The sequence below is a fragment of the Micromonospora sp. NPDC049282 genome (assembly GCF_043197045.1).
Classification (GTDB): domain Bacteria; phylum Actinomycetota; class Actinomycetes; order Mycobacteriales; family Micromonosporaceae; genus Micromonospora.
In genome coordinates, this window is sequence record NZ_JBICSL010000017.1 from 50,565 (window position 1) to 70,707 (window position 20,143).

Below are 20,143 nucleotides of genomic sequence, written 5' to 3' on the forward strand. Positions count from 1 at the left end.
TCCGGTTCCGCGTCGTGGCGGTCGCATCAGCCCTCCGCCCCGTTCAGCGACCCGCCACCGGCGCGGAACCACTGATTCGAAATCAGATCTCTGAACCAGATCCAGTGCTTGCTTGAACACCGCCGGCAACATCGTGCACCCCTAGGCCTGATGTGGCGTGGTTCCGGCAGGAAATCGCCGAATGTGCTCCCTTGCGCACACCAGTCAACGGAAGTGAAGAGATGGCTGTCTCACTCGCCGACAAGGTGCTCAGGCTCTCCCTGACCACTTTCCCGATCATCAACGCGTCGCAGTTCTTTCCGGCCCTCTCGACCTACCGGGTTGAGCGGACTTTTGACCTTGCGGAGTTCGAGCAGGCCGTGACGCATTTCTTTTCAGGCAATCCGTTGTTCGCCAAGTGCCACCTGATCGAGCTGACCTTCGACACTCCCGAGGAATTTCCCCTCTCGTCCTTCCAGGAGTTCCTCGCGGAGAAGTACGAAGACTTCTACGACAGCTTTCTGCTCGCGTCGGTGACCTACCGCTCCGACCCGAACCGGCAGGGGATCTTTACGTGCATGCCGTTCCCGCTGCAGGACGGATACAAGGTCTTCCGCTTCCACCAGGCGCTGATGAAGACCCTGAAAACCCGGAAGGACGCCTTCCAGATCGCACAGAACCTGGAAGAGTTGGGGATTCGCTCCGATGAGCTGGCGGACCTGATGCCGCCGGTCGAGAAATCGCCCTCCGCCGACAAGAAGCTCCCCGTCAAGTTCGCCGAGAGCTGTACCTCGCCCGTCAAGATCGGACCCTTCCTGGACAGAATGAGGGCCGACTTCATCAAGCGCGACTGCAAGAACATTTTCGTGCTCAAGAACAGCCTTTACTCGCCGAAGCTGACCCTGGGTAACTCGCTTCAATTCCTGCCGGTGCCGGGAAGCGTGGTCGAGCAGAGCTCGGGTATGCAGATCCGTGATTACTATCGCGACGAGGAACAGCGGCAGATGGATCTGCTGTCCGGCGTCGAGCGGCGAGAAGACTTTATCGAGGCCGGCCGGACCAGAATCGGGTGGATGAGTGCCACGCCCGAAATCTTCGCCGTCAACAACTACGGCAATGTGTCGGCGCACGACGGCTCGGACGCCCATGCGAACCAAGGCGTGCTGATGAGGTACGAGTGGCATATGCCGAGCATCGTGTTGGAACTCACGGCGGGCGTCTCGTGGACCGTCACCATTCGCGACAAGGCGTTCAACTTCGAGACGGTCCGAACTGCCCCTCGCGGTGGGTCGACTGCTCATCACTGAATGATCGGGCGGCCGATGCCGACAAGCCGCCCGATCATTCATTCGCAGTTCTGACCATCCGCTGACGCTACTGCTTCTGTGAGCGTCAACCACGACGGGGGACACATGCTGGCGCCGGATCAGCTTCTCACGACTACCAGGGCCGTACGCAATCGGCTTGATCTATCCCGCCCGGTCGATTCGAGCATGATTGAGGAATGTCTGCGCATCGCGTTGCAGGCACCGTCACGGGCCAACGTGCAACCTTGGCACTGGATCGTCGTCACCGATCCGCGGCAACGTGCCGCAGTGGGGTCCTGGTATACCCGCGCCTGGCGGGAACGGTTCGAGGCAGATCCTGACCGCTACCCGGCTGCCGCCATCCGCAGCGCCCGGCACCTCGCCGACCATATCGCCGACGTGCCGGTCCTGGTGATTCCCTGTCTGGAACTGGAAGCCCTGGAACTACCTACGGGAAACCAGGCCAGCCTCTGGGGTTCCCTGTTGCCCGCAGTGTGGAGCTACATGCTCGCTGCGCGCGCCCGAGGGCTCGGCACCGCTTGGACCACCGTGCATCTGGCGTACGAGCGTGAAGTGGCCGCGGTGCTGGACCTGCCGGGTCACATCCGCCAGGCGGCGCTGATCCCCACCGCGCACGCCATCGGCACGGCGTTCCGTCCAGCCCGTCGTCGACCACTGGAAACAGTGCTGCACCTGGACCGCTGGTCGCGCAGCGACGGCGGGCGGACCGGGCAGGAAGGGCTGAATGCGAGATGAACCATCCCTCCACGATCGTCCAGCCCGCTGTGGACACCGCCGCACTACTGGACGCTGTCAGGCGACACGACGAGGACGGCTACCGGTGGACAGCCGACCTGCGCGTCGACCCGGCGGATCCGTTCTTCTTCGATCATCCCCTCGACCACGTGCCGGGGATGCTGCTCTTCTGCGCCGCGTGGGATCTGGCCAGGGCCGGTGCGGCGGGTCCGGCTGCCCACCGGCTGCGTACCGCGCTGACCTTCCGTCGCATCTGTGAACTCGCACCCGCCCCGGCGCTGGAGGTGGTCGAGGGCGCCGGCCGGTACGACGTGTACGTCCGGCAGGGCGGGGCGGTAGCGGCGGACGGCTGGTTCGCGTTGGCCGACACGGGCACCGTCACGGTGCCACCAGCGGCGCCCGTACGCCCGCGGCCGGTGGAGGCGCTGCTGGTGCACCGGGTCCGCACGGAGAACATCATGATCGGTGAACCCGAGCGAACGGACGACGGGTTGAGGGCCCCGGTACTGGTGCCGCCGGCCGGGCATGCCCTGGCGGGCCGCGGTGGCGACACCCATGCGGTTGAATGCCTGGTCGAGGCCGCCCGCCAGTTCTGCACACTGCTGGTGCACCGGGTCGGCTGCTGGCCGCTGGGCACCCAGATCATATGGCTGGGGGTGGCGGCCGATCTGCCCACCGACCTGCCGCGCACGTCCGGGTTGGCGCTGCGCTGGCGTAACTGCCCGCTCGGGACCGGTCGGGCATGGTGTGACTTCGACCTGGTCGGTCCCGACGATCGGGCCCCGGTGCTGGGCACGCTGCGCTACCACATCAAGGTGCTGAGCGGGCACGCCTACCACCGGTTCCGACGTGCCACCGGTGGCATCGCATGACCCAGCGGTTGACCGTCGCTTGCTTGCGCATCCTGTTGCCGGCCGCCGTCGCGGCGTTCGTCATCGGGATCGGTGGATACCTGCGCCGGCCGGACGAGCCGGTGCACCTGGCTGCGGCGGCCATGGGCGGTGGCTATCTCCTGTGGCTCCTGGGCGAGGCCCGGATCACGGTGCGCCACCCCGACGAGCTGGCCGCCGAGAACCACACGTTGCTGCCGTACGCCCTGGCCCGGATCGGGACCGGCGTGTCCGCGATCCTGTGGCCGGTGCACCGGGAGTACCTGTCACCGTGGCTGGCCGTCCCGGCGGTGGTGTTCGTTGCCGCGGTGGCGCTGCGCCTGGTGGCGATTCGTACGCTGGGCCGGTTCTACTCGCATCACGTGGTTCGATACCGCGACCACGCGATCGTCACGTCCGGGCCGTACCGGTTCGCCCGGCACCCGGCGTACACCGGAATGCTGCTGGCCAATACCGCCTTCGTGGCCTTCTTCGGCAATCCGCTGAGCCTGCTGTTCCTCATCGCGCTCGGTGCAGTGGTCGTGTGGCGGATCCGGGTCGAGGAGCGGGTGCTGTTCACCGTTCCCGGTTACCCCGGGTACGCCGGTGGCCGTGCCCGCCTCGTTCCCGGAGTGTGGTGAGTGATGCGGCTCGTCGTCTCCGGGCCGGCATTGGCCGACCCCACGCTTGTGGGATTCAAGTTCGCTAGACAGGACGTGATGCGTCGGGCCGGGCTTGAGGTGCCCGGGTTCTTCTGCCTGACCGGGGAGGCGTTCGGTGCGATGGTGCCGGCGCCGACCCCGTTCCCCGGCCCGGGCGCGGAGACATCCGAGGTGCTCAGGTGGGCGGAGAAGAACCGGGCCCGGGTCCGCGCCGCTGGGGTGCCGACCAGCCTGGCGGAACAGCTGCTCGCCGCGTTCGACGACCTGGCCGGGCCGGACGGTCTGGTCGCCGTGCGGGCCTGCGTGGTGGCCGCCGCCGACGGCACCGGCGAGGACGGCGCGCAGGAGCCGTTCGCGGGCATGTCCGACAGCTTCCTGTACGTCAACCGGGCCGCCCTGATCACCCGGGTCGCGGACTGCTGGGCCTCGGCGTACAACTCGGAGGCAACCGTGTACCGGCTGCATCGGGGGGTCGACCCGGCCGCCGTGCGGATCGCGGTCGGCGTCCAGCGCATGGTGCCCGGTGTCCGCTCGTTCGTGGCCTTCACCCGCGACCCGCGGACCGGCACGGACCGTCGGGTGATCGCCGCCGCGCACGGCATCGGCGAGGGCATCGTGCAGGAGAAGGCCGACATCGAGCACTACTTCGTCGACGGGGCGACCGGCGCGGTGCACACCGACACGGTCACCAAGCAAACGATGGTCGGGCTGGACCCGGCGCGGCCCGACACCGGCCCGGTCGGCCTGCCGGTCCCCGCCCGGCTGGCGGAGCCACCGGTGCTGACCGACGTCGAGGTGCACGAGATCTGCGCCCTGGCCGCCCGGGTGGAGGGCCTCTTCGGCGGCCCCCAGGACATCGAGGGCACCCTCACCGCCGACGGCCGCGTCCACCTGGTGCAGGCTCGACCGGCCGTCATTCCGGCTGCTGCCGTCGACGGTGTCCGGCCAGATCACGCGGCCGTGCCGTGGACCAACCACAATCTGACGGAGAGCTTCCCGGGGTTCACCGGCGCCCTGACGTACTCGCAGGCGTGCGTCTTCTACCAGGTGGGTTTCGCCGACTTCTACCGGCGGATGGGGGTGCCGGAACGCGCCCTGCGGCGGCACCGTCATCACCTGAGCCGGATGGTGGGCTACCTCGATGGGCGGGTCTTCTACCGGCTCGACGCCTGGTTCGCGCTGCACGGGCGGATTCCCGGCTTCGCGCTGATGCGCCCGCTGTGGGAGCGTTCGCTCGGGCTGACCGAGCGGACCGGGATGCCGCCCGAGTCGCCGGGCCGGTCGTGGCGGGAGGTGCTGCGGGCCGCCCCGCGGCTCGCCCTGCTGCTAGCCCGCCAGCCGGCAGAGCTGCGGGCATTTCTGCGCTGGTGGGACGCGCTGGTGGCGGAAACCGGCGGGCTCGCCGACCGTACCCCGGACGAGCTGATCGAGCGCTATCGCCAGATGTGGGCCGAGGTCGAACGCCGGTGGGGGACCACCATGGTGAGCAGCTACTTCGGCCTGGCCGCGCTGGGCGCCACCACCGTGCTGTTGCGGCGCTGGGTGCCGGATGGGGAAGCGCTGCTGCCCCGCCTGGTGGCCGGTGGCCGGCCGAACCGGACCCTCGCCGCGGTCCGGTCGGCGATCGGCCTGGCGGAGCTGGTCAACGCCGTGCCGGAACTGCGGATGGCGGTGCTTCAACGACCGGAGCCCGAGGTGTGGGCAGAGATCACGGCCGGCCGGTACGGCGCGGACGTCGCATCCGCCTTCGTCCGGCACCTGGACGCGTACGGGGACCGGGGGCTGCACGACCTCAAGCTTGAGGTGCCCACTCCCCGGCAACGCCCCGCGATGACTCTGGCCACGATCCGCCCTTTCGTCACCCAGGGACTGACCGTCGCCGGCAGTCTCGCCGATGCGCGCCGGGCCCGGGACGAGGCTCGGCAGGCGTTGCGCGCCGCCTGCCCGAATCCGGCCCGGCGTGCGGTGCTGCGCGCCACCCTCGGCGTGCTGCGGTTCTTTCTCACCGCACGCGAGGACACGCGGTTCTGCCGGAGCCAGCTGTACGGGCTCTCCCGGGACGTGTTGTGGCGGCTCGCCGCCGGGCTCGTCGAGGCGGATCTGCTGGACACCGTCGACGACGTGGCCCACCTGCGGGTCGAGGAGGTGCTCGGCGCCTTCGACGGCACCGTTGCGGACGCCGACCTGCGCGCCGTGGTGAGGCGGCGGCGGGCTGAGCTCGCCGCCGCGGCGGACCGTCCGGAACCGCCCGCGTACTTCACCACGCCGGCCGGCGTACCGGTTCGTCCCGGGCTGGCCGCCCGGGCCGGCACCGGGCCGACGCCGGTGGCCGCCGAGGGGGACACCCTGCGGGGTCTGGCCTCCAGCGATGGCCGGGTCCAGGGCCGCGCCAAGGTGGTGTTGAATGCCGCGGTGCCGCCCGAATCGTGCGCGGACCGGATCCTCGTCGCGCGGGAGACCGACCCCGGGTGGCTGCCGTTGATGATGGCGGCGAAGGGCATCGTGGTGGAACGCGGCAGCATGGTGTCGCACACCGCGATCACCGGTCGGCTGTTGGGCATTCCGGCGGTGGTCGCGGTCGCGGGCGCGAGCACCCGCATCCCGGACGGTGCGCTGGTGGAGTTGGACGGGGCTGCGGGGACCGTCCGGCTTCTCTCCGCCGAGCCGGTCGCATCCGGTGCTCGCGTGCCGGCGGGCGCCACCGACGGGGTGACCCCGTGAGGACACCACAGCTGTACCTCGCCGGGCTGGCCAGTTACCTGCCCGCCTCCGTCGCGGCCGAGGACGCCGTCGCCGCCGGCTGGTACGACGAGCACGAGTGGCGCAACAGCGGCTGGACGGGCGCGGCGGTGGCCGGCCGGATCTCCGCCCCGGACATGGCGGTCGACGCCGCGAACATGGCTCTGGCGCGGTCCGGGCTCGACCGTGCCGAGATCGCTCTGCTGCTGCACGCCTCGGTCGGTGACCAGGGCCCCGACTACTGGTCGCCGCACCAGTACGTACTACGGCACACGGTGGGCGGCAGCATCCCGGCGGCCGAGCTGCGCCAGGGCTGCAACGGGGCACTGACCGCGCTGGAGCTGGCGTACGGGTACCTCTGCGCCGGTCGCCGGACCGCCGCGTTGATCACCGGGGCCGACAACTTCGGTGTGCTGCGCTTCGACCGGTGGCGGTACGCCGCGGGCGCCAACGCCGGCCGCGGTTCCATCATGGGTGATGCCGCGACCGCCGCCGTGCTGTCCACGGTCGACGGCTTCGCCCGAGTGCGGGCCATGGGTTCCATGTCGCTGCCCGAGCTGGAGGAGATGAACCGGCCCGAGGGCCCGTTGTTTCCGCCGGCGCTCACCTTCGACCGCCCGGTGGACGTGGCCGGACGGCAGCTGAGTTTCGCCCGCCGATTCCCGGACGCGGCGGTGGCGGCCAAGCACGCGATCAGCTCGGCCCGGACCGAACTGGGCCTGCGGACCATCGCCGAGGCCGGGATCAGCCCGGCCGACATTGCCCGGGCCACCCACGTCTTCGCCGGCGGCGAGGGCTATCTGCGCAGCGTGCTCGCGCCGATCGGCATCGACCCGGCGCGCGGCATGCTCGCTTTCGGCCGTGACCTCGGCCACTTGTCGGTCAACGACCACTTCGCCGCACTGGCCCACCTGGTGGCCACCCGCCAGGTCGCGTCGGGCGACCACGTACTCATGATCAGCAACGGGGTGGGGGTGTCGGTCTCGGCGGCCGTCGTCGAGATCCTCTCCCTGCCGGAGTGGGCCACCGGGCGTCCGGAGTCTCGAAGGGAGACGGTGTGAACGTTCCGCAGGGGTGGGCCGAGGCCGGCGCCACCCGCCCGCCGATGCTCGGACGACCGTCGTGACCCACGAGCCGGTACCCGCGCCCGTCATCGTCGGCCCGGACGGTATCCCCGCGGGCCGCTGCCCGCATTTTCCCCTGCCGGACCTTCCGGGCATCGCGTTGGACCCCGAGCGCCTGGCGCTGTTGTGCGAGGAACCGCTGGTCCCGGTGCGGCTGGCCGGCGGGCAGCAGGTCCTGCTCGTCACCCGGTACGCCGACGTGCGCACCGTGCTGGCCGATCCCAGGTTCAGCCGGGAGGCGTGGCAGGGCGGCACGTTGTTCGCCCGCCAGTCCGCCAGCCTGGCGCTGGCGACCAGCGATGGTCCCACGCACGCCCGCCGCCGGCGCGCCGTCCAGGCCTGGTTCACCCACCGCCGGGCGGAGCAGGCGCGACCGCGCATCGCCGCCATCGCAGACGAGCTGCTGGACCGTGTCGAGGCGGCGGGCGCGCCGGTGGACCTGGTCGCCGAGTTCACCACCCCGCTGGCGTACCGGGTCACCTGTGACCTGCTCGGGATTCCGTTCGGCGACCTGGACCGGCTGCTGCCACTGGTGACGATCATGATGTCGGCCGGCCGGTTTCCTCCCGACGAGGTCGCCGCCGCTCAGCAGACGATGTACGGCTACGTCCGAGACCGGCTGGCCGAGCGCCGACCGGATTCCGCCACCGCCGTCGCGGCGGACGGTGCTGACCTGCTGACCGCATTGCTGGCTGCCCGGGCCCAAGACCGGCTCAGCACCGAAGAGATCACGGTCTTCGCCTTCGGGTTGCTGATGGCGGGAGGCGAGACCACCGCATCCCACCTGGCGATGTGCATCCTGGCGCTGTTGCGCCGGCCGGAGCTGACGGCGGCGCTGCGCCGCGAGCCCAGCCTCATCCCGGCGGCTGTCGAGGAGCTGCTGCGGTGGGTGTGGTTCGTCGGCACCGGTGGGCAGCCGCACGTCGTCGTGCAGGACGTGGAATTGGCCGGCCGCGTCCTCGCTGCTGGACAGGTCGTCATCCCGCTTACCGACGCGGGCAACCGGGATCGGGACGCCTTCCCGGACGCCGACCAGTTCCGGCCCGACCGCGCCCCGAACGCCCATCTCGGTTTCGGTCACGGGCGGCATCTCTGCCTCGGCGCCTCGCACGCCCGGGTGGAACTGCAGGAGGGCCTGGCGGCCGTCCTGCGCCGCCTGCACGGGCTGGAGCTGGCGGTGCCGGAGTCGGCCCTGCAATGGCGCGACCAGATGTTCATCCGGGGGGTCTGGGCCCTGCCGGTCCGGTGGTCCGGACGGAGGGACGCCGCATGATCACGCGACTGACCCGGTTCGTGGCCGGGAGCTATCCGCCGTTGCCGTCGCTGCTGTTCGCGGTGGCCTGGGCGTACGGGGTGACTGGCTTGTTCGCCGCGATTGATCCCCGCGCCGCGCGCTGGGCCCCGGATCTCGGCACCGCCGTGGCGGCGGCGACGCTGGCGGTGAACCTGCTGCTGATGCGGGCTCTCGACGACATACGGGACCTCGACTACGACCGTCGCCTCCACCCCGGCCGGCCCCTGGCCGCCGGTCTGGTGCGCCGAACCGATCTTTGCGTTCTGTACGTCGCCGGAGCGCTGCTGCTGCCCGTGCTCAACGCCGGCAACCCGGTCGCCGCGCTCGTCCTGGCCGGACAGCTCGGGTACGGCGCCCTGGTGATCGCCGTCCATCACTGGCTGTGTTGGCCGTCGGCGGACAACCTGGTGCTCAACCTCCTGGTGAGCTTCCCGGTGCAACTGCTGCTGCACCTGTATCTCTACGTCGGCTTCCTGCAGGGTACCGGGCTGACGCCAGGCCGGCCCGGCGCTGTGGCGATCGCGGTGGTGGTGCTCGCGTCCGTTCACCTGGAATTCGCCAAGAAGATCACTCGAACAGCCCGGCCGGGCGAGCGGACATACGTTGCCATATTCGGTCTCGGCGGCACCGTCGCGCTCGCTGTCGCGGCACCGATCGCCTCGATCGTGCTGTTCCTCGGCGTGACGCGGCCATCAGGGTACTGGTGGGTGGCCGTGCTGTTGCCGCTTTCCCTGGTGATGGTGGCGGGATGGCGCTTCTGGCATGCTCGCGAGTCCCGATGGTCGCCCAATGCGGCCAGCTGGTATCTGCTCGTCAGCTTCGCCAGCTATCTGGTGCTCGGCCTGCGAGCGTGACCTGACACCTGCGATGGGTCTGCTGCATATTTCCGGAACGAGCAGGCCGCGCTCAAATGCGTCTACATGGCACTGATGAGCCTCGACCCGACCGGCGCCGGCCGGCGGCGGCGGCGCTGGAGCATGCGTTGGAAGGCACCCCTGAACGCACGGCTCGCGGGGGTGCTCAAGGCGTTCGCCTACCCGGCCCGGCTGCGACTGCTCAGCCTGATCCGGTCGGCCCTCAGGGCCGCGTCAACACCACCGAACGCGTGCCGGCCCGCGGCGGTCGCGGTCGACCAGCCGGTCCTTTCCGGAAAACTTCCGGAAAATCATTGACCTGTTCGAAACGCCGCTGCAATACTCCGAACAGGCTGACATCAATCTCTGTCGATTGATGTCATGCCTCGTCAGGTGTCACCCGTCCCAAGGAGGACCTGCGCATGTACGCCAGCATCGGCGGCTCCCGCCGCCCGTCCGCCCCCCGAACATCGCGTCTCACCGTCCGGTTGGCCGTGCTCGCCTCCACCGTGGCGCTGACTGCCGCCGGTCTCGCGGTCGCCGCCACTCCGTCCAGCGCCGCCACCTGCAACGGGTACGTCGGCCTCACCTTCGATGACGGGCCGACCAGCAGCACCAGCGCACTGCTGTCCGTGCTGCGCGCGAACAGCGTACGGGCGACCATGTTCAACGTCGGGCAGAACGTGCAGGGCAACCAGTCCGCCGCGCGGGCCCAGGTCGACGCCGGCATGTGGGTGGCCAACCACAGTTGGAACCACGCGCACATGACCTCGATGAGCCAGAGCCAGATGCAGTCGGACCTCTCCCAGACCAACTCGGCGATCCAGTCGGCGACCGGCGTCCGGCCGCAGTTGTTCCGCCCGCCCTACGGGGAGACCAACTCGACCCTCCAGTCGGTCGCCACGTCGCTTGGCCTGCGCCAGGTGATCTGGGACGTCGACTCCCAGGACTGGAACGGCGCCAGCGTCAGCCAGATCGTCTCCAACGCCGGCCGCCTCCAGGCCGGCCAGGTGATCCTGATGCACGACGGCATTCAGAACACCCGCGACGCGATTCCGCAGATCGTGGCCAACCTGAGCAGCCGCAACCTCTGTCCGGGCATGATCTCGCCGAGCACCGGTCGAGCGGTGGCCCCGGACGGCACTCCGCCGCCGACCACTCCGCCGCCGACCGGCACGCCGACCACTCCACCGCCTACCGGCGGGTGTACAGCGACGGCGACGACCCCCAACGTCTGGGGTGACCGGTACAACACCTCGGTGACGGTGCAGGGGGCCAGCAACTGGACCGTGGTCGTGGCGGTGACCGCGCCGCAGCGGATCGTCACTACCTGGAACGGCTCCCCCAGTTGGGACAGCACCGGTTACGTGATGACGATGCGGTCCAACGGCAGCGGCAACACCTTCGGCTTCACCACGATGATGAACGGCAACAGCGGCGCCAGAGCCCAGATCCGTTCCTGCACCACGGGCTGATCCCGGTGGCCGCCCAGGCCACCGAAAACGGCTCAGGTGGGTGTGGTCGACCAGGTGCCCCTACGGTGAACTCCAACTGACCTTGGACTGTAGGGGCACCCCCGGCCGAGAGTGATCCCGATTCCTTTCTGCTCGACCGGAGCACGCTCTGCTCTGGTCGATCTGACGACGAACATCTCAGGCCCGAACCCGGCGGTCCCGCTAGGTGAGCGAGCGAGAGCAAGAACCCTCAGGGCCCATCGATGACGTACGCATCGAGTCGTCCATCGGTCGCGCCGCAGGCGTCACCGCAGCCCTACGCCTGCACTGCCGGCGTCCAGGAGAAGATGGCGTTGTTCGCCGTGCTGCACGGTAGAGGATCAGGTCGGATCCCACGGTCCGTTGTCCGCGGCGTAAGCAGCGGACGGCATGACCACTCCACCGGTGGCAACCCCGACCAGCGCCGCGAAGACAGCGGCGGTCTCATTTGTTGACAGCGTCACCCCCCTCCCATACGTTTAACACGTTGGTTAAGTGAGGGGGGTTTCCGATGGCGGGCACCGATCAGCTAAGCGCGGTGTTCTCGGCACTGGCCGACCCGACTCGACGGGCGATCCTCGCCGAGCTGGCCGCCCGCGACGCCACGGTCACCGAGCTGACCGCTCCGCTGTCGATCTCGATGCCGGCGGTGTCACGGCACCTGAAGGTGCTCGAACGCGCCGCGCTCATCTCGCGGTCCCGGTCCGGCAAGTGGCGCGCGAGCCACCTCGAAGCCGCCCCGCTCCGCGAGGCGGCCGACTGGATCGAGCGCTACCGGCGGTTCTGGGACTCGTCCCTCACCCGCCTCGACACCCACCTCGCCGCGGTGCAGGCCGCCGGACCGGCACCGGACCGCACGCCCGACGACCCCAGGGAGCGCGAATGAACACCGAAACTCCACAGCTCGCCATCTCCCGTGTGTTCGACGCGCCGCGGGAGCTGGTCTACCGGGCCTTCACCGACCCCGACCACCTGGCAGCGTGGTGGGGTCCGATCGGCAACACCCTGCCGCGCGATGAGATCGACTTCGACGTACGCCCCGGCGGCCACCAACGGTGGACGGAGGTCAACGCCGCCCAACCCGATCTTCGCGTGCGCGTCCACGTCGACCTCACCGACGTCGCCGACGGCGAACTGCTCGAAGGTGTCATGCACGTCGGTGGTCGGCTGCCGGAGGGCATCGAGCCGTTCGAGACGAGACTCCGGGTCGAGTTCCACGACGAGACCGACGGACGGACGCGACTGGAGATCCGCCAGTGGCTCCCCGAAAGCCTGGCGCACCCCAGCGAGGAGGGCTGGCGCCAGGCGTTCATCAAACTCGATGCCACGCTGACGAACGTCCGGGCTGTCGAACTCATCGACGAGAGGTAGAGGCATGGCGAAGTTGATCTACGTGAACAACGTGTCGCTCGACGGCTACATGGAGGACGAACGCGGCGCGTACGGCTGGCTCCCCATGGACGACGAGTTGTTCGTGCTCTACACCGACCTCCTGCGGTCCGTGGGCACGTTTCTCTACGGGCGGCGACTGTACGAGGCGATGTCCGTCTGGGAGACCGACCCGGCGCTGGCCGCGAACTCCGACCTCATGGCCGACTTCGCGAGCGTCTGGCAGGTGGCGAGCAAGGTCGTGTACTCCACGACCCTGACCACGGTGTCGACTTCCGACACCCGGATCGAACGCCGGTTCGACCCCGCCGCGGTACGTGAGCTGAAGGCCACGGCCAGCAGCGACCTCACCGTCGGCGGTGCCAACCTGGCGGCGCAGGCCCTCCAGGCCGGGCTGGTCGACGAGTGCCAGTTGTTCGTCTGGCCCATCACCGTCGGCGGGGGCAAGCCAGGACTGCCGACCGGCATGCGCGTCGATTTCGAACTGCTCGACGAGCGTCGATTCCGGAACGGCGTACTCCACCTCCGCTACCGCCCGCTCGGACCGTGACGGACCGCCCTGTCCGATCGCCGAGCATCGTGGATCACGTGGCGGAGGAGGGTCCTTCGGTCTCGGTGGGCACGGTGTACTGGAGACAGCCACCACCAGCACCGGACCTTTCGGACGTGCCAGTCCGGTCTTGTGCGGCGCGTGGCCGGCCGAATTCCGATCGTGTCGGGTTCGGGTCGATGCGGATGATTCCTTGCCGAGATCACCGCATCGTACCTCTATTGTGTCGGGACCCCGACATCTGGCTGTCGGCGGTTATAAAACGGGCCTGTTTCCTGGGAATGGACGACAATTACCCTGATTGCCGGGATGCGTGGGTTCGCCTCCCCGCGCGGCTTTCTCGGTTCTGTGCGGTCGGATTGTCGCGGCCAGGTCCGGCGGCGTGTGGACCTGGCCGCCGGCCTGGCTTCCGGTTCACGCAGAGCGCCTTCGTGGCGGGGCTGCCGGCCTCTGCGCGGCCTGTGGCGCCAGCTGGGTGGACGGCGGAAGACGGCCTTCCCGCATGATGGAATTCGACGCCGTACGGCTGGGGCGGGACGGATAAGGGGGCGCGCCGGCCTGCTGGTCCGAATGGGAGGGAAATTCTCCCAGAATCGTAGGTGATATCGGCCGAGGGTTCAGCGTGCTGTCCGGTTCGAGTGCTTGGGGCCGCTACGGCGGCTGTGGGTGAGTAATGACCGCTTTTGCGGAACCTCTTATGCAATTTGCCGGCCCCCCAATTAATCAGCGGTGCGATAGTATTGACGCCGATCGAGGAAACCGATCGGGCGGGTTGATCATCTTTCGGATCGCGTCGCGACCGTCGAGCGAGCGTTCGTCGGTTTCACCACCGTCCACCGGTCGGCTCCCATCGGCTACCGACCGCGGAGGGACGATTGGTCCGGCTTGCGATGCCCGGCAGAGTCAGCCGAGTCGACGCGGGACCAGCGTTGCGGAGCGCTGCTGTCGCAATGCTGGTCTGTGTGATGTTGGGCGGGAGCCTGGTCGCCACGATTCGGGTGATCCAGTCCGGTGACCCGGAGACCACGCTCTTCGTCGCGACCGCGCTGGCTTTGGTCTGCTCCTACGGCACCGCCGGGATGATCCTGATCGGGTCGACCGCCAATCCGTTGACCGGCATGCTGTTCTTCGCCGTCGCGATGGTCTGGCTGGCCCGTAGCACCGGGCCGCTGCACGGCGTGTCGGGTACCGGCATGGCCGCCGTCGCGCACCCGCTGGTCTGGACTCTCCTGGTGGCCATCCTGGTCACCCAGCCGCACAGCGGCGCGCGGACCCGGGCGGACCGCATCCTGCTGGCGGCCGCGCTCGGCGGGCTGCCGCTGCTGATCGTCGAGAGCCGTGCCGCGCCGGCCAGCCCGATCGACCCGTGCCTGGCCTGCCTTCCCGAGCCGGGCTGGGCCGCCGAGCCGTACCAGGCGGTGGCCGCGCGGCTGGTGGTCTCGGTGGTGGCGATCTGGCTCGCCGTCCACCTGATCAGGCGGTGGCAGCGCGCGCAGCGGATCGTCGCGCTTCCGGGCGTTCTCATCTGTCTGCAGGTCAGCGCCGCAGCGGTGGTGCCCCTGTTGACGACTCCGTCGCATGTCGCCTGGCTGGTGGGCAACGCGGCAGGTGTGGTCCTGCAGATCCTGATACCGCCGTTGGTCCTGCTCGCCAACGCCCGCGGTTGGCAGGCCGACGCCGCGCTCTGGGAACGCCGGTACGAGCAGGAGGCGCGGAACGGCCGGCACCGGGCGCGCAGCGAGATCGAACGGGACCTGCACGACGGCGCGCAGCTGCGGCTGATCAACGCGACGCTGCTGTTGCAGATGGCGCGCAAGACGATACGGGACACCGCCGAGGCCGACGCCCACCTGGATACGGCGGTCACCGAGCTGACCATGGCACTCACCGAGCTGCGGCTGTTGAGCCGAGGGCTGCGGCCGCCCGCACTGGATCGGCGTGAGCTGCACGAGGCGCTTGTCGCGCTGACCGCCAATACGCCGGTGACGGTGCGGATCGAAGGGCGGCCTCGCCTGGTTCCGCGTGAGGTGGCGGAAGCCGCCTACTTCGTCGTGGCGGAGGCGTTGACGAACGCGGTCCGGCACGGTGGCGCCTCGACGGTGGTGATCCGGATGCGCATGGAGCAGAACTGCCTGCACCTGGAGGTGTGCGACGACGGCTCCGGCTCGACCCGGACCCTTGACGACCAAGACTGTCTGAGCCACCTCAGCCGCCGCGCCGAGGCACTCGGCGGCCGGCTGGAGCTGGAGAGTCGACCCGGGGTCGGCACGACGCTGCGGACGGTGATCCCGTGCGCATCGTCATCGCAGACGACGCGGTGCTGATCCGGGAGGGCTTGTCAGCCCTCCTGCGGCAGGCCGGGATGACCGTGCTCGCGGCGGTGAAGGACGCGCACGAACTGCTGGACGTGGTGGCCGCGCACCGTCCGGACGCGGTGATCGTCGACATCCGGATGCCACCGACCTACACCACCGAGGGCCTGGCCGTGGCCGAGCGGATCCGGCGGGACTACGCCGGCATCGCGGTGCTGGTCCTCTCCATGCACATCGAGACGGAGTACGCGCTGGCGATCGTCAACTCGGGCGAGGGCGGCGTCGGATACCTGCTCAAGGAGCGCATCCTCGACGTCGAGCAGGTGGTCACCGCGTTGCGCGAGCTGGCGAACGGCGGAGCGGTCATCGATCCGGCCCTGGTCGAGGAGCTGATGGCCCGGCGCCGGACGGGTGGCCGGATCGACCGCCTGACCGTCCGGGAGCAGGAGGTGCTGGCACTGATGGCGCAAGGGCTGACCAACCGGGCGATCGCCGACCGCCTGCGCCTGAGCAGCAAGACCATCGAGTCGTACGTGACAAGCATCCTGGAGCGGCTGCAGATCGACGCGGCGGAGGGTGTGCACCGGCGGGTGCGGGCGGTCCTGATGTACCTCCGGTCCAACAGTTCCGCCGGCTGGGGGTCCTGACCGCCATCGTGAAACCGGCCCTGGCGCGGGTGAGCTGGTGGAAATCCGGCTCGCGAGGCAGGGATTCCCCGGTACCCGCGAACTTCGCCGATCGCTACGTTCCAATCACTGTCCGCTTGGCGCATGCCGGCGTGCATGCGACGGCAACTCGGGGGAGAGTTGATGCAGAACAGAGCCATGGAACCGAAGCCGAGGGCCACCGAGGCCGAAGGCGCGGGTTGGCGTCTGGCGACGCGGGTGATCAGAGCCGCGCGCGACGAGGTGCTCGCGCTGATTCCGGCCAACTGTGCACTGCTGTCCGATCAGGAGCCGGGCCGGACCTGGCCGACCCGGATCGGATGGTCCGGCGCCGCCCAGGTGCGTGCGGTGGTCGCCGGGGAGACCCTGCTGGACCGGGGCGCCCGGCTGCAGGCCCTGCTGGGCGTCCGGGCCGACGTGCGCAGCGGCAAGCACTCGCCGACTCTGATGGTCGTGCTGGACCGCAACCTGGCGATCGTGTCGCGGGGCGGGGCCGCGTCACCGCTGGCCGTTCGCTCGCCCACCGCGGTGCAGGCGCTGGTGACGATCTTCCATCATCACTGGTCCGAGGCTCGGACGGATGTGAGTGACCTGCACGGCAGGCTCAACCCGCTGCAGCGCGACGTGTTGCGGCGGTTGGCCGGCGGGGCCACCGATGACGTGGTCGCACGTGCGCTGGCGGTGTCCACCCGTACCGTCCAGCGGCAGGTCACGCAGATCATGCAGATGGTGGGCGCCCGGAGCCGGCTCGAACTCGGCATCAAGCTGGCCGTGCACGGCCTCTACGAGCGGCCCCCGCTGCAACAGGCGGTCTGAGGGAACCAAGGGGTGGCGGCGCCGGGGTGGCGCCGCCACCTTCGTCTCGGCGCGCCGGCACGGTTGCTCGGCGCCGCCGGCCCTACGCGCACTCCACCAGTCCGGAGCGGATGGCGGTGACCACCGCCGACGTCCGATTGGTGCAGCCCAGCTTGAGCAGCACCCCGGCTACCAGCCGCTTCGCCCCGTGGTCGGAGATCTTGAGGCGTCGCGCGATCTGCTTGTTGCTCAACCCTTCGACCAGCAGCAACAGCGTCTCGTGCTCGCGCGGCGTCAGCTTGATGGGTGCCATCGACGAGGGCGTACGGCGAATGCCGGCGCGGGCCAGCAGTTGCTGCGCCAGGACCGCGGGCATCGGCACCTCGCCGGTCATGATCGCCCGGAGCGCGTTCTCCAGGGTGCGACCGGACAGGTCCTGTTGCAGCAGGAAGCCGTCCACCACGACCCCGTCGGCCAGCACTGCCTCGGCGGCACGGGCGTCGTGGATCAGCATGACAATCTTGCTTTCCGGGGCGATCAGCGCGGCGGCCGCGATGCCCGCGACGCCGTCGGCCGCGTTGACGACGAGCACTTCCGGTTGCTCGTCGACGGCCTCGGTCAGCAGCTCGGGCATCGAGCGGTAGGCGCGGACGGAAGTGGTCAGGCCCAGACCGCGGAGTGCCACGCTGAGGCCGTCCCGCAGGATGTCGTTGATCATCACCAGTGCGATGCGCAGGCTTGCCGACTCGCGGTGCGGATGGTGCTCGACGATCGTCGCGGTCATGACCGCGCTCCTCTCACTCGGAGTCACACGAATCATCGAAACGGACGACGGCACGCTCCATCCAGGACCATGTCTCGTTCCGGACATGCTCCGGCGGGTCACCCGCCGGGACGGGTCTCCAGCAGGCTGCCGAGCACCTTGCCGAACTCCGGCGAGGCCAGATAGTTGCGAGCGCCGCGCAGCCGGGGGTCGCAGTCGAGTGACACCTTCGCGGTGACGCCGGCCGGACCGGTCCCGGCCGCCAGGAGCAGCGTGTCCTGCACGTCGGCGACATCGACCCAGGTGGCCAGTCCGGACGCGGGCGGTCCCGCGGCCGGAGGATGCGGTGAGCCCAGGGTGATCAGAGCCGGAGCGGCGGCGCCGGCGTCGGCCAGGGCCAGCGCGGCCGCCACCCCGCCCAGGCAGTGGCCGATCACGATCTCGGTGTCCGGGGTGAGCGCTGCGCGTACCTCGTCGATCGCGGGGTGCCCTGCCGCCCCGCCGGTGGCGAACGCCCGCACCTGACGCAGGGTGTCGGTCAGCTCCTCGGCGGTCAGCCCGCAGAAGTACCGGGACCAGGCCAGGCGGGCGGCCAACGCGTCCGCGCCGACCGGTTCCGCACCGGCTTCGAGGTCGAAGGTGGCGGTCCGCCAGCAGCGCCGCAGCAGTGCGACCTCGGCGGCCGGATCACTGTCGCCGAGGGCCGGCACGCGGCCCGGGGCATCGAGGTTGACCAGGGTGGCATCCGGTGCCACCGCCGGGTGGCCGGCCAGCGCCAGACCGTCCTCGACGGAGCTGATCCACTCCCGACGGACCGAGTCGTCGGAGCGTCGTGGTCCGCCGGTGCCGTGCACGATGAGCAACCGGGACATCCGTTCTCTCCTCTCGAAGCCGGTTCAGGCGGTCGCGGGCAGCCGGTAGCCGTAGCGTTCGACCCGTTCGGCGAGGTCGACGAGATCGTCGTCGGCTCCCGGGCCCTGCCGCCAGGCCCGCAGGTACCGGGTGTTCGTGTCCCGGTCCAGGTCGCCGACGTCGAAGGTGGGTGGGATGCCGGCGAAGGCCGCGATGGCCGCCAGCGTCCGGTCCGGGTCGGCCATCAGGTCCTCGTAGCGGACGGTCAGCATCGCGTCGAGGTGCCTGGCGTCGGCCCGGGCCAGCTCGTGGGCGTGCAGCCAGTGCTCGACGAGCTGCCGCACGGTCAGCGCCGGCGTCCACTTCCTGGTGCTCATCGCCACCCCCACCGGATGCCGGGTGACCAGCACGAACCGGGAGCCCGGGAAGAGCCGCTGGAAGAACCGGAAACGCAACAGGTTGGGCGGCGACTTCTCCAGCAGGACCGGGCGGCCGGGATCCAGGTAACGGCCCCACTGCTCGCGCAGCAGGCGGGCGGTGGCCGGGTTGGCCAGCTCGTGGTGCTCGGTCATGTGCGCCCCGGGCGCGTACGCGAACCGGCCGGGACCGCCGTGCTGCTCGTCGTAGGGGCAGACGGTCTGCAGGTACTGGCCCTCGTCCATCGGCGCGCCGGTCTGCCGGAACCCGGTCACCTGCGGATTCGTGCCGACCAGCGAGGCCAGCAGCGTGGTGCCGCTGCGGTGCATGCCGCCCATGAACAGAAAGCGCTTGTGGGTCACCGGGTCTCCGCGAAGCAGTCGGGGTGCAGGGCCTCGCCGACCGCGCGGCCGAGGGTCGGGTACGCCGGCGCCCACGCGACGAAGCTGCCCCGCCGCCGGGTCGGCAGCGGATCGGGGTGGCTCAGGTAGCCGCCGCCGGTCGCGGTGACCAGCGCCCGCCCGGCCGCGGTGTCCCAGTCGTAGACGTCCGCGTTGGCGGCCAGGTCGGCGCGACCGGCGGCGACGTACGCCAGTGCCAGCGCCGACGAGCCGAGCCGTCGCACGTCCGCGGCGGCGGTGAGCAGCGCGGCCAGCAGATCGGTCTCGGTGGTGGCCGGGGGCCCGCCGGCGTTGGGGATGTCGCACAGCACCAGCGGAGGCGCCGACGGCGCGGCCGTACGCACGGGCAGCTGAACGCCGTTCAGCCACGCGCAGCCGTCCGCCGCGGTGAACAACTCCTCGCGCATCGGGTCGTAGACGCAGCCGCCCACGGTGTGACCTCCGATCCGCAGGCCGATCGACACGCAGAAGAACGGAATGCCCCGGACGAAGTTGTAGGTGCCGTCGATCGGGTCGACGAGCCACACCGGATCCTCCGCCCCGATCGTGGCGTCGTGCTGCCGGCCGCCTTCCTCACCCACCACCGTCGAGCGTGCGGCGGCGCCACCCAAGGCGGCGCGGATCAACTCCTCGGCGGCCAGGTCGGTGCCGGTCACGACGTCGTGGGCCGCCTCCTTAGTGGACGCTTCCATCGGGCCGCCGAACCGCTGCCGGATCAGGCGGCCGGCGTCCACGGCGGACTGCGCCGCCACGTCGATGAGGTCCCGCACCGTGCTGGTCACGGCGCCACGCTAACCGCGTCCCCCACGGCGCCGCGCTGCCCGGACGTGCCAGCCGTCCGGGCATGCCCATTCGTCGTGGCCGATGGAGGCTCCCGAGCTCGCCGCCGGATCCCGAGCATGGGCGGAAGCGGCCCGCGGTC

Annotated in this window: 20 protein-coding genes; 16 read left to right on the forward strand and 4 right to left on the reverse strand. The window is 70.1% G+C overall.

Annotated features, from left to right (window positions below; all coding sequences use genetic code 11):
* Window positions 1–221: 221 nt before the first annotated feature.
* The 16 genes from ACGFI2_RS24340 (at window position 222) to ACGFI2_RS24415 (ending at window position 16,809) form a co-directional block, all read left to right on the forward strand.
* Complete coding sequence (locus ACGFI2_RS24340; protein ID WP_393520997.1) at window positions 222–1,286, forward strand: hypothetical protein; 1,065 nt, start codon at window positions 222–224, stop codon at window positions 1,284–1,286.
* Window positions 1,287–1,364: 78 nt separating this feature from the next.
* Entirely contained in the window at window positions 1,365–2,042 is a 678-nt protein-coding gene (locus ACGFI2_RS24345; protein ID WP_393520999.1) for a nitroreductase family protein, read from the forward strand.
* Window positions 2,039–2,914, forward strand: coding sequence for an AfsA-related hotdog domain-containing protein (locus tag ACGFI2_RS24350; protein ID WP_393521001.1), 876 nt, complete (start codon window positions 2,039–2,041; stop codon window positions 2,912–2,914). Before ACGFI2_RS24345 ends, ACGFI2_RS24350 begins: the two co-directional genes overlap by 4 nt.
* Window positions 2,915–2,937: 23 nt before the next feature.
* Window positions 2,938–3,552, forward strand: coding sequence for a methyltransferase family protein (locus tag ACGFI2_RS24355; RefSeq protein WP_393521003.1), 615 nt, complete (start codon window positions 2,938–2,940; stop codon window positions 3,550–3,552).
* Window positions 3,553–3,555: 3 nt separating this feature from the next.
* A complete protein-coding gene (locus tag ACGFI2_RS24360) occupies window positions 3,556–6,294 on the forward strand; it encodes a PEP/pyruvate-binding domain-containing protein (protein ID WP_393521005.1) in 2,739 nt (912 codons plus the stop codon).
* A complete protein-coding gene (locus ACGFI2_RS24365; protein ID WP_393521007.1) occupies window positions 6,291–7,373 on the forward strand; it encodes a ketoacyl-ACP synthase III family protein in 1,083 nt (360 codons plus the stop codon). Before ACGFI2_RS24360 ends, ACGFI2_RS24365 begins: the two co-directional genes overlap by 4 nt.
* Window positions 7,374–7,536: 163 nt before the next feature.
* Complete coding sequence (locus tag ACGFI2_RS24370; protein WP_393521009.1) at window positions 7,537–8,709, forward strand: cytochrome P450; 1,173 nt, start codon at window positions 7,537–7,539, stop codon at window positions 8,707–8,709.
* On the forward strand, window positions 8,706–9,584 hold the full coding sequence (locus tag ACGFI2_RS24375) for a hypothetical protein (RefSeq protein ID WP_393521011.1): 879 nt from the start codon (window positions 8,706–8,708) through the stop codon (window positions 9,582–9,584). The genes ACGFI2_RS24370 and ACGFI2_RS24375 overlap by 4 nt, the downstream gene beginning before the upstream one ends.
* Window positions 9,585–9,650: 66 nt before the next feature.
* Entirely contained in the window at window positions 9,651–9,902 is a 252-nt protein-coding gene (locus ACGFI2_RS24380) for a hypothetical protein (protein WP_393521013.1), read from the forward strand.
* 104 nt (window positions 9,903–10,006) lie between these two features.
* Window positions 10,007–11,059: a polysaccharide deacetylase family protein gene (locus ACGFI2_RS24385; protein WP_393521015.1), complete on the forward strand. Its 1,053-nt coding sequence runs from the start codon at window positions 10,007–10,009 to the stop codon at window positions 11,057–11,059.
* A gap of 529 nt (window positions 11,060–11,588) precedes the next feature.
* Window positions 11,589–11,963: an ArsR/SmtB family transcription factor gene (locus ACGFI2_RS24390; RefSeq protein WP_393521017.1), complete on the forward strand. Its 375-nt coding sequence runs from the start codon at window positions 11,589–11,591 to the stop codon at window positions 11,961–11,963.
* Window positions 11,960–12,448 (forward strand): SRPBCC domain-containing protein, encoded by a 489-nt coding sequence (locus ACGFI2_RS24395; RefSeq protein WP_393521019.1) that lies wholly within the window; start codon window positions 11,960–11,962, stop codon window positions 12,446–12,448. The genes ACGFI2_RS24390 and ACGFI2_RS24395 overlap by 4 nt, the downstream gene beginning before the upstream one ends.
* Before the next feature lie 4 nt (window positions 12,449–12,452).
* Entirely contained in the window at window positions 12,453–13,016 is a 564-nt protein-coding gene (locus ACGFI2_RS24400; RefSeq protein ID WP_393521021.1) for a dihydrofolate reductase family protein, read from the forward strand.
* A gap of 965 nt (window positions 13,017–13,981) precedes the next feature.
* Window positions 13,982–15,340, forward strand: a complete 1,359-nt coding sequence (locus ACGFI2_RS24405) for a sensor histidine kinase (RefSeq protein ID WP_393521023.1) — start codon at window positions 13,982–13,984, stop codon at window positions 15,338–15,340.
* A complete protein-coding gene (locus tag ACGFI2_RS24410; RefSeq protein WP_393521025.1) occupies window positions 15,307–15,975 on the forward strand; it encodes a response regulator in 669 nt (222 codons plus the stop codon). Before ACGFI2_RS24405 ends, ACGFI2_RS24410 begins: the two co-directional genes overlap by 34 nt.
* A 162-nt stretch (window positions 15,976–16,137) precedes the next feature.
* Entirely contained in the window at window positions 16,138–16,809 is a 672-nt protein-coding gene (locus ACGFI2_RS24415) for a LuxR C-terminal-related transcriptional regulator (RefSeq protein ID WP_393521027.1), read from the forward strand.
* Between the two features lie 82 nt (window positions 16,810–16,891).
* On the opposite strand, the gene ACGFI2_RS24420 is transcribed toward ACGFI2_RS24415, so the two are convergent.
* The 4 genes from ACGFI2_RS24420 to ACGFI2_RS24435 form a co-directional block, all read right to left on the reverse strand.
* Window positions 16,892–17,572 (reverse strand): LuxR C-terminal-related transcriptional regulator, encoded by a 681-nt coding sequence (locus tag ACGFI2_RS24420; protein ID WP_393521029.1) that lies wholly within the window; start codon window positions 17,570–17,572, stop codon window positions 16,892–16,894.
* A gap of 98 nt (window positions 17,573–17,670) precedes the next feature.
* On the reverse strand, window positions 17,671–18,423 hold the full coding sequence (locus ACGFI2_RS24425; RefSeq protein WP_393521031.1) for a hypothetical protein: 753 nt from the start codon (window positions 18,421–18,423) through the stop codon (window positions 17,671–17,673).
* Window positions 18,424–18,447: 24 nt separating this feature from the next.
* Window positions 18,448–19,182 (reverse strand): sulfotransferase family protein, encoded by a 735-nt coding sequence (locus ACGFI2_RS24430; protein WP_393521033.1) that lies wholly within the window; start codon window positions 19,180–19,182, stop codon window positions 18,448–18,450.
* A complete protein-coding gene (locus ACGFI2_RS24435) occupies window positions 19,179–20,003 on the reverse strand; it encodes an inositol monophosphatase family protein (protein WP_393521035.1) in 825 nt (274 codons plus the stop codon). The genes ACGFI2_RS24430 and ACGFI2_RS24435 overlap by 4 nt, the downstream gene beginning before the upstream one ends.
* Window positions 20,004–20,143 lie beyond the last annotated feature (140 nt).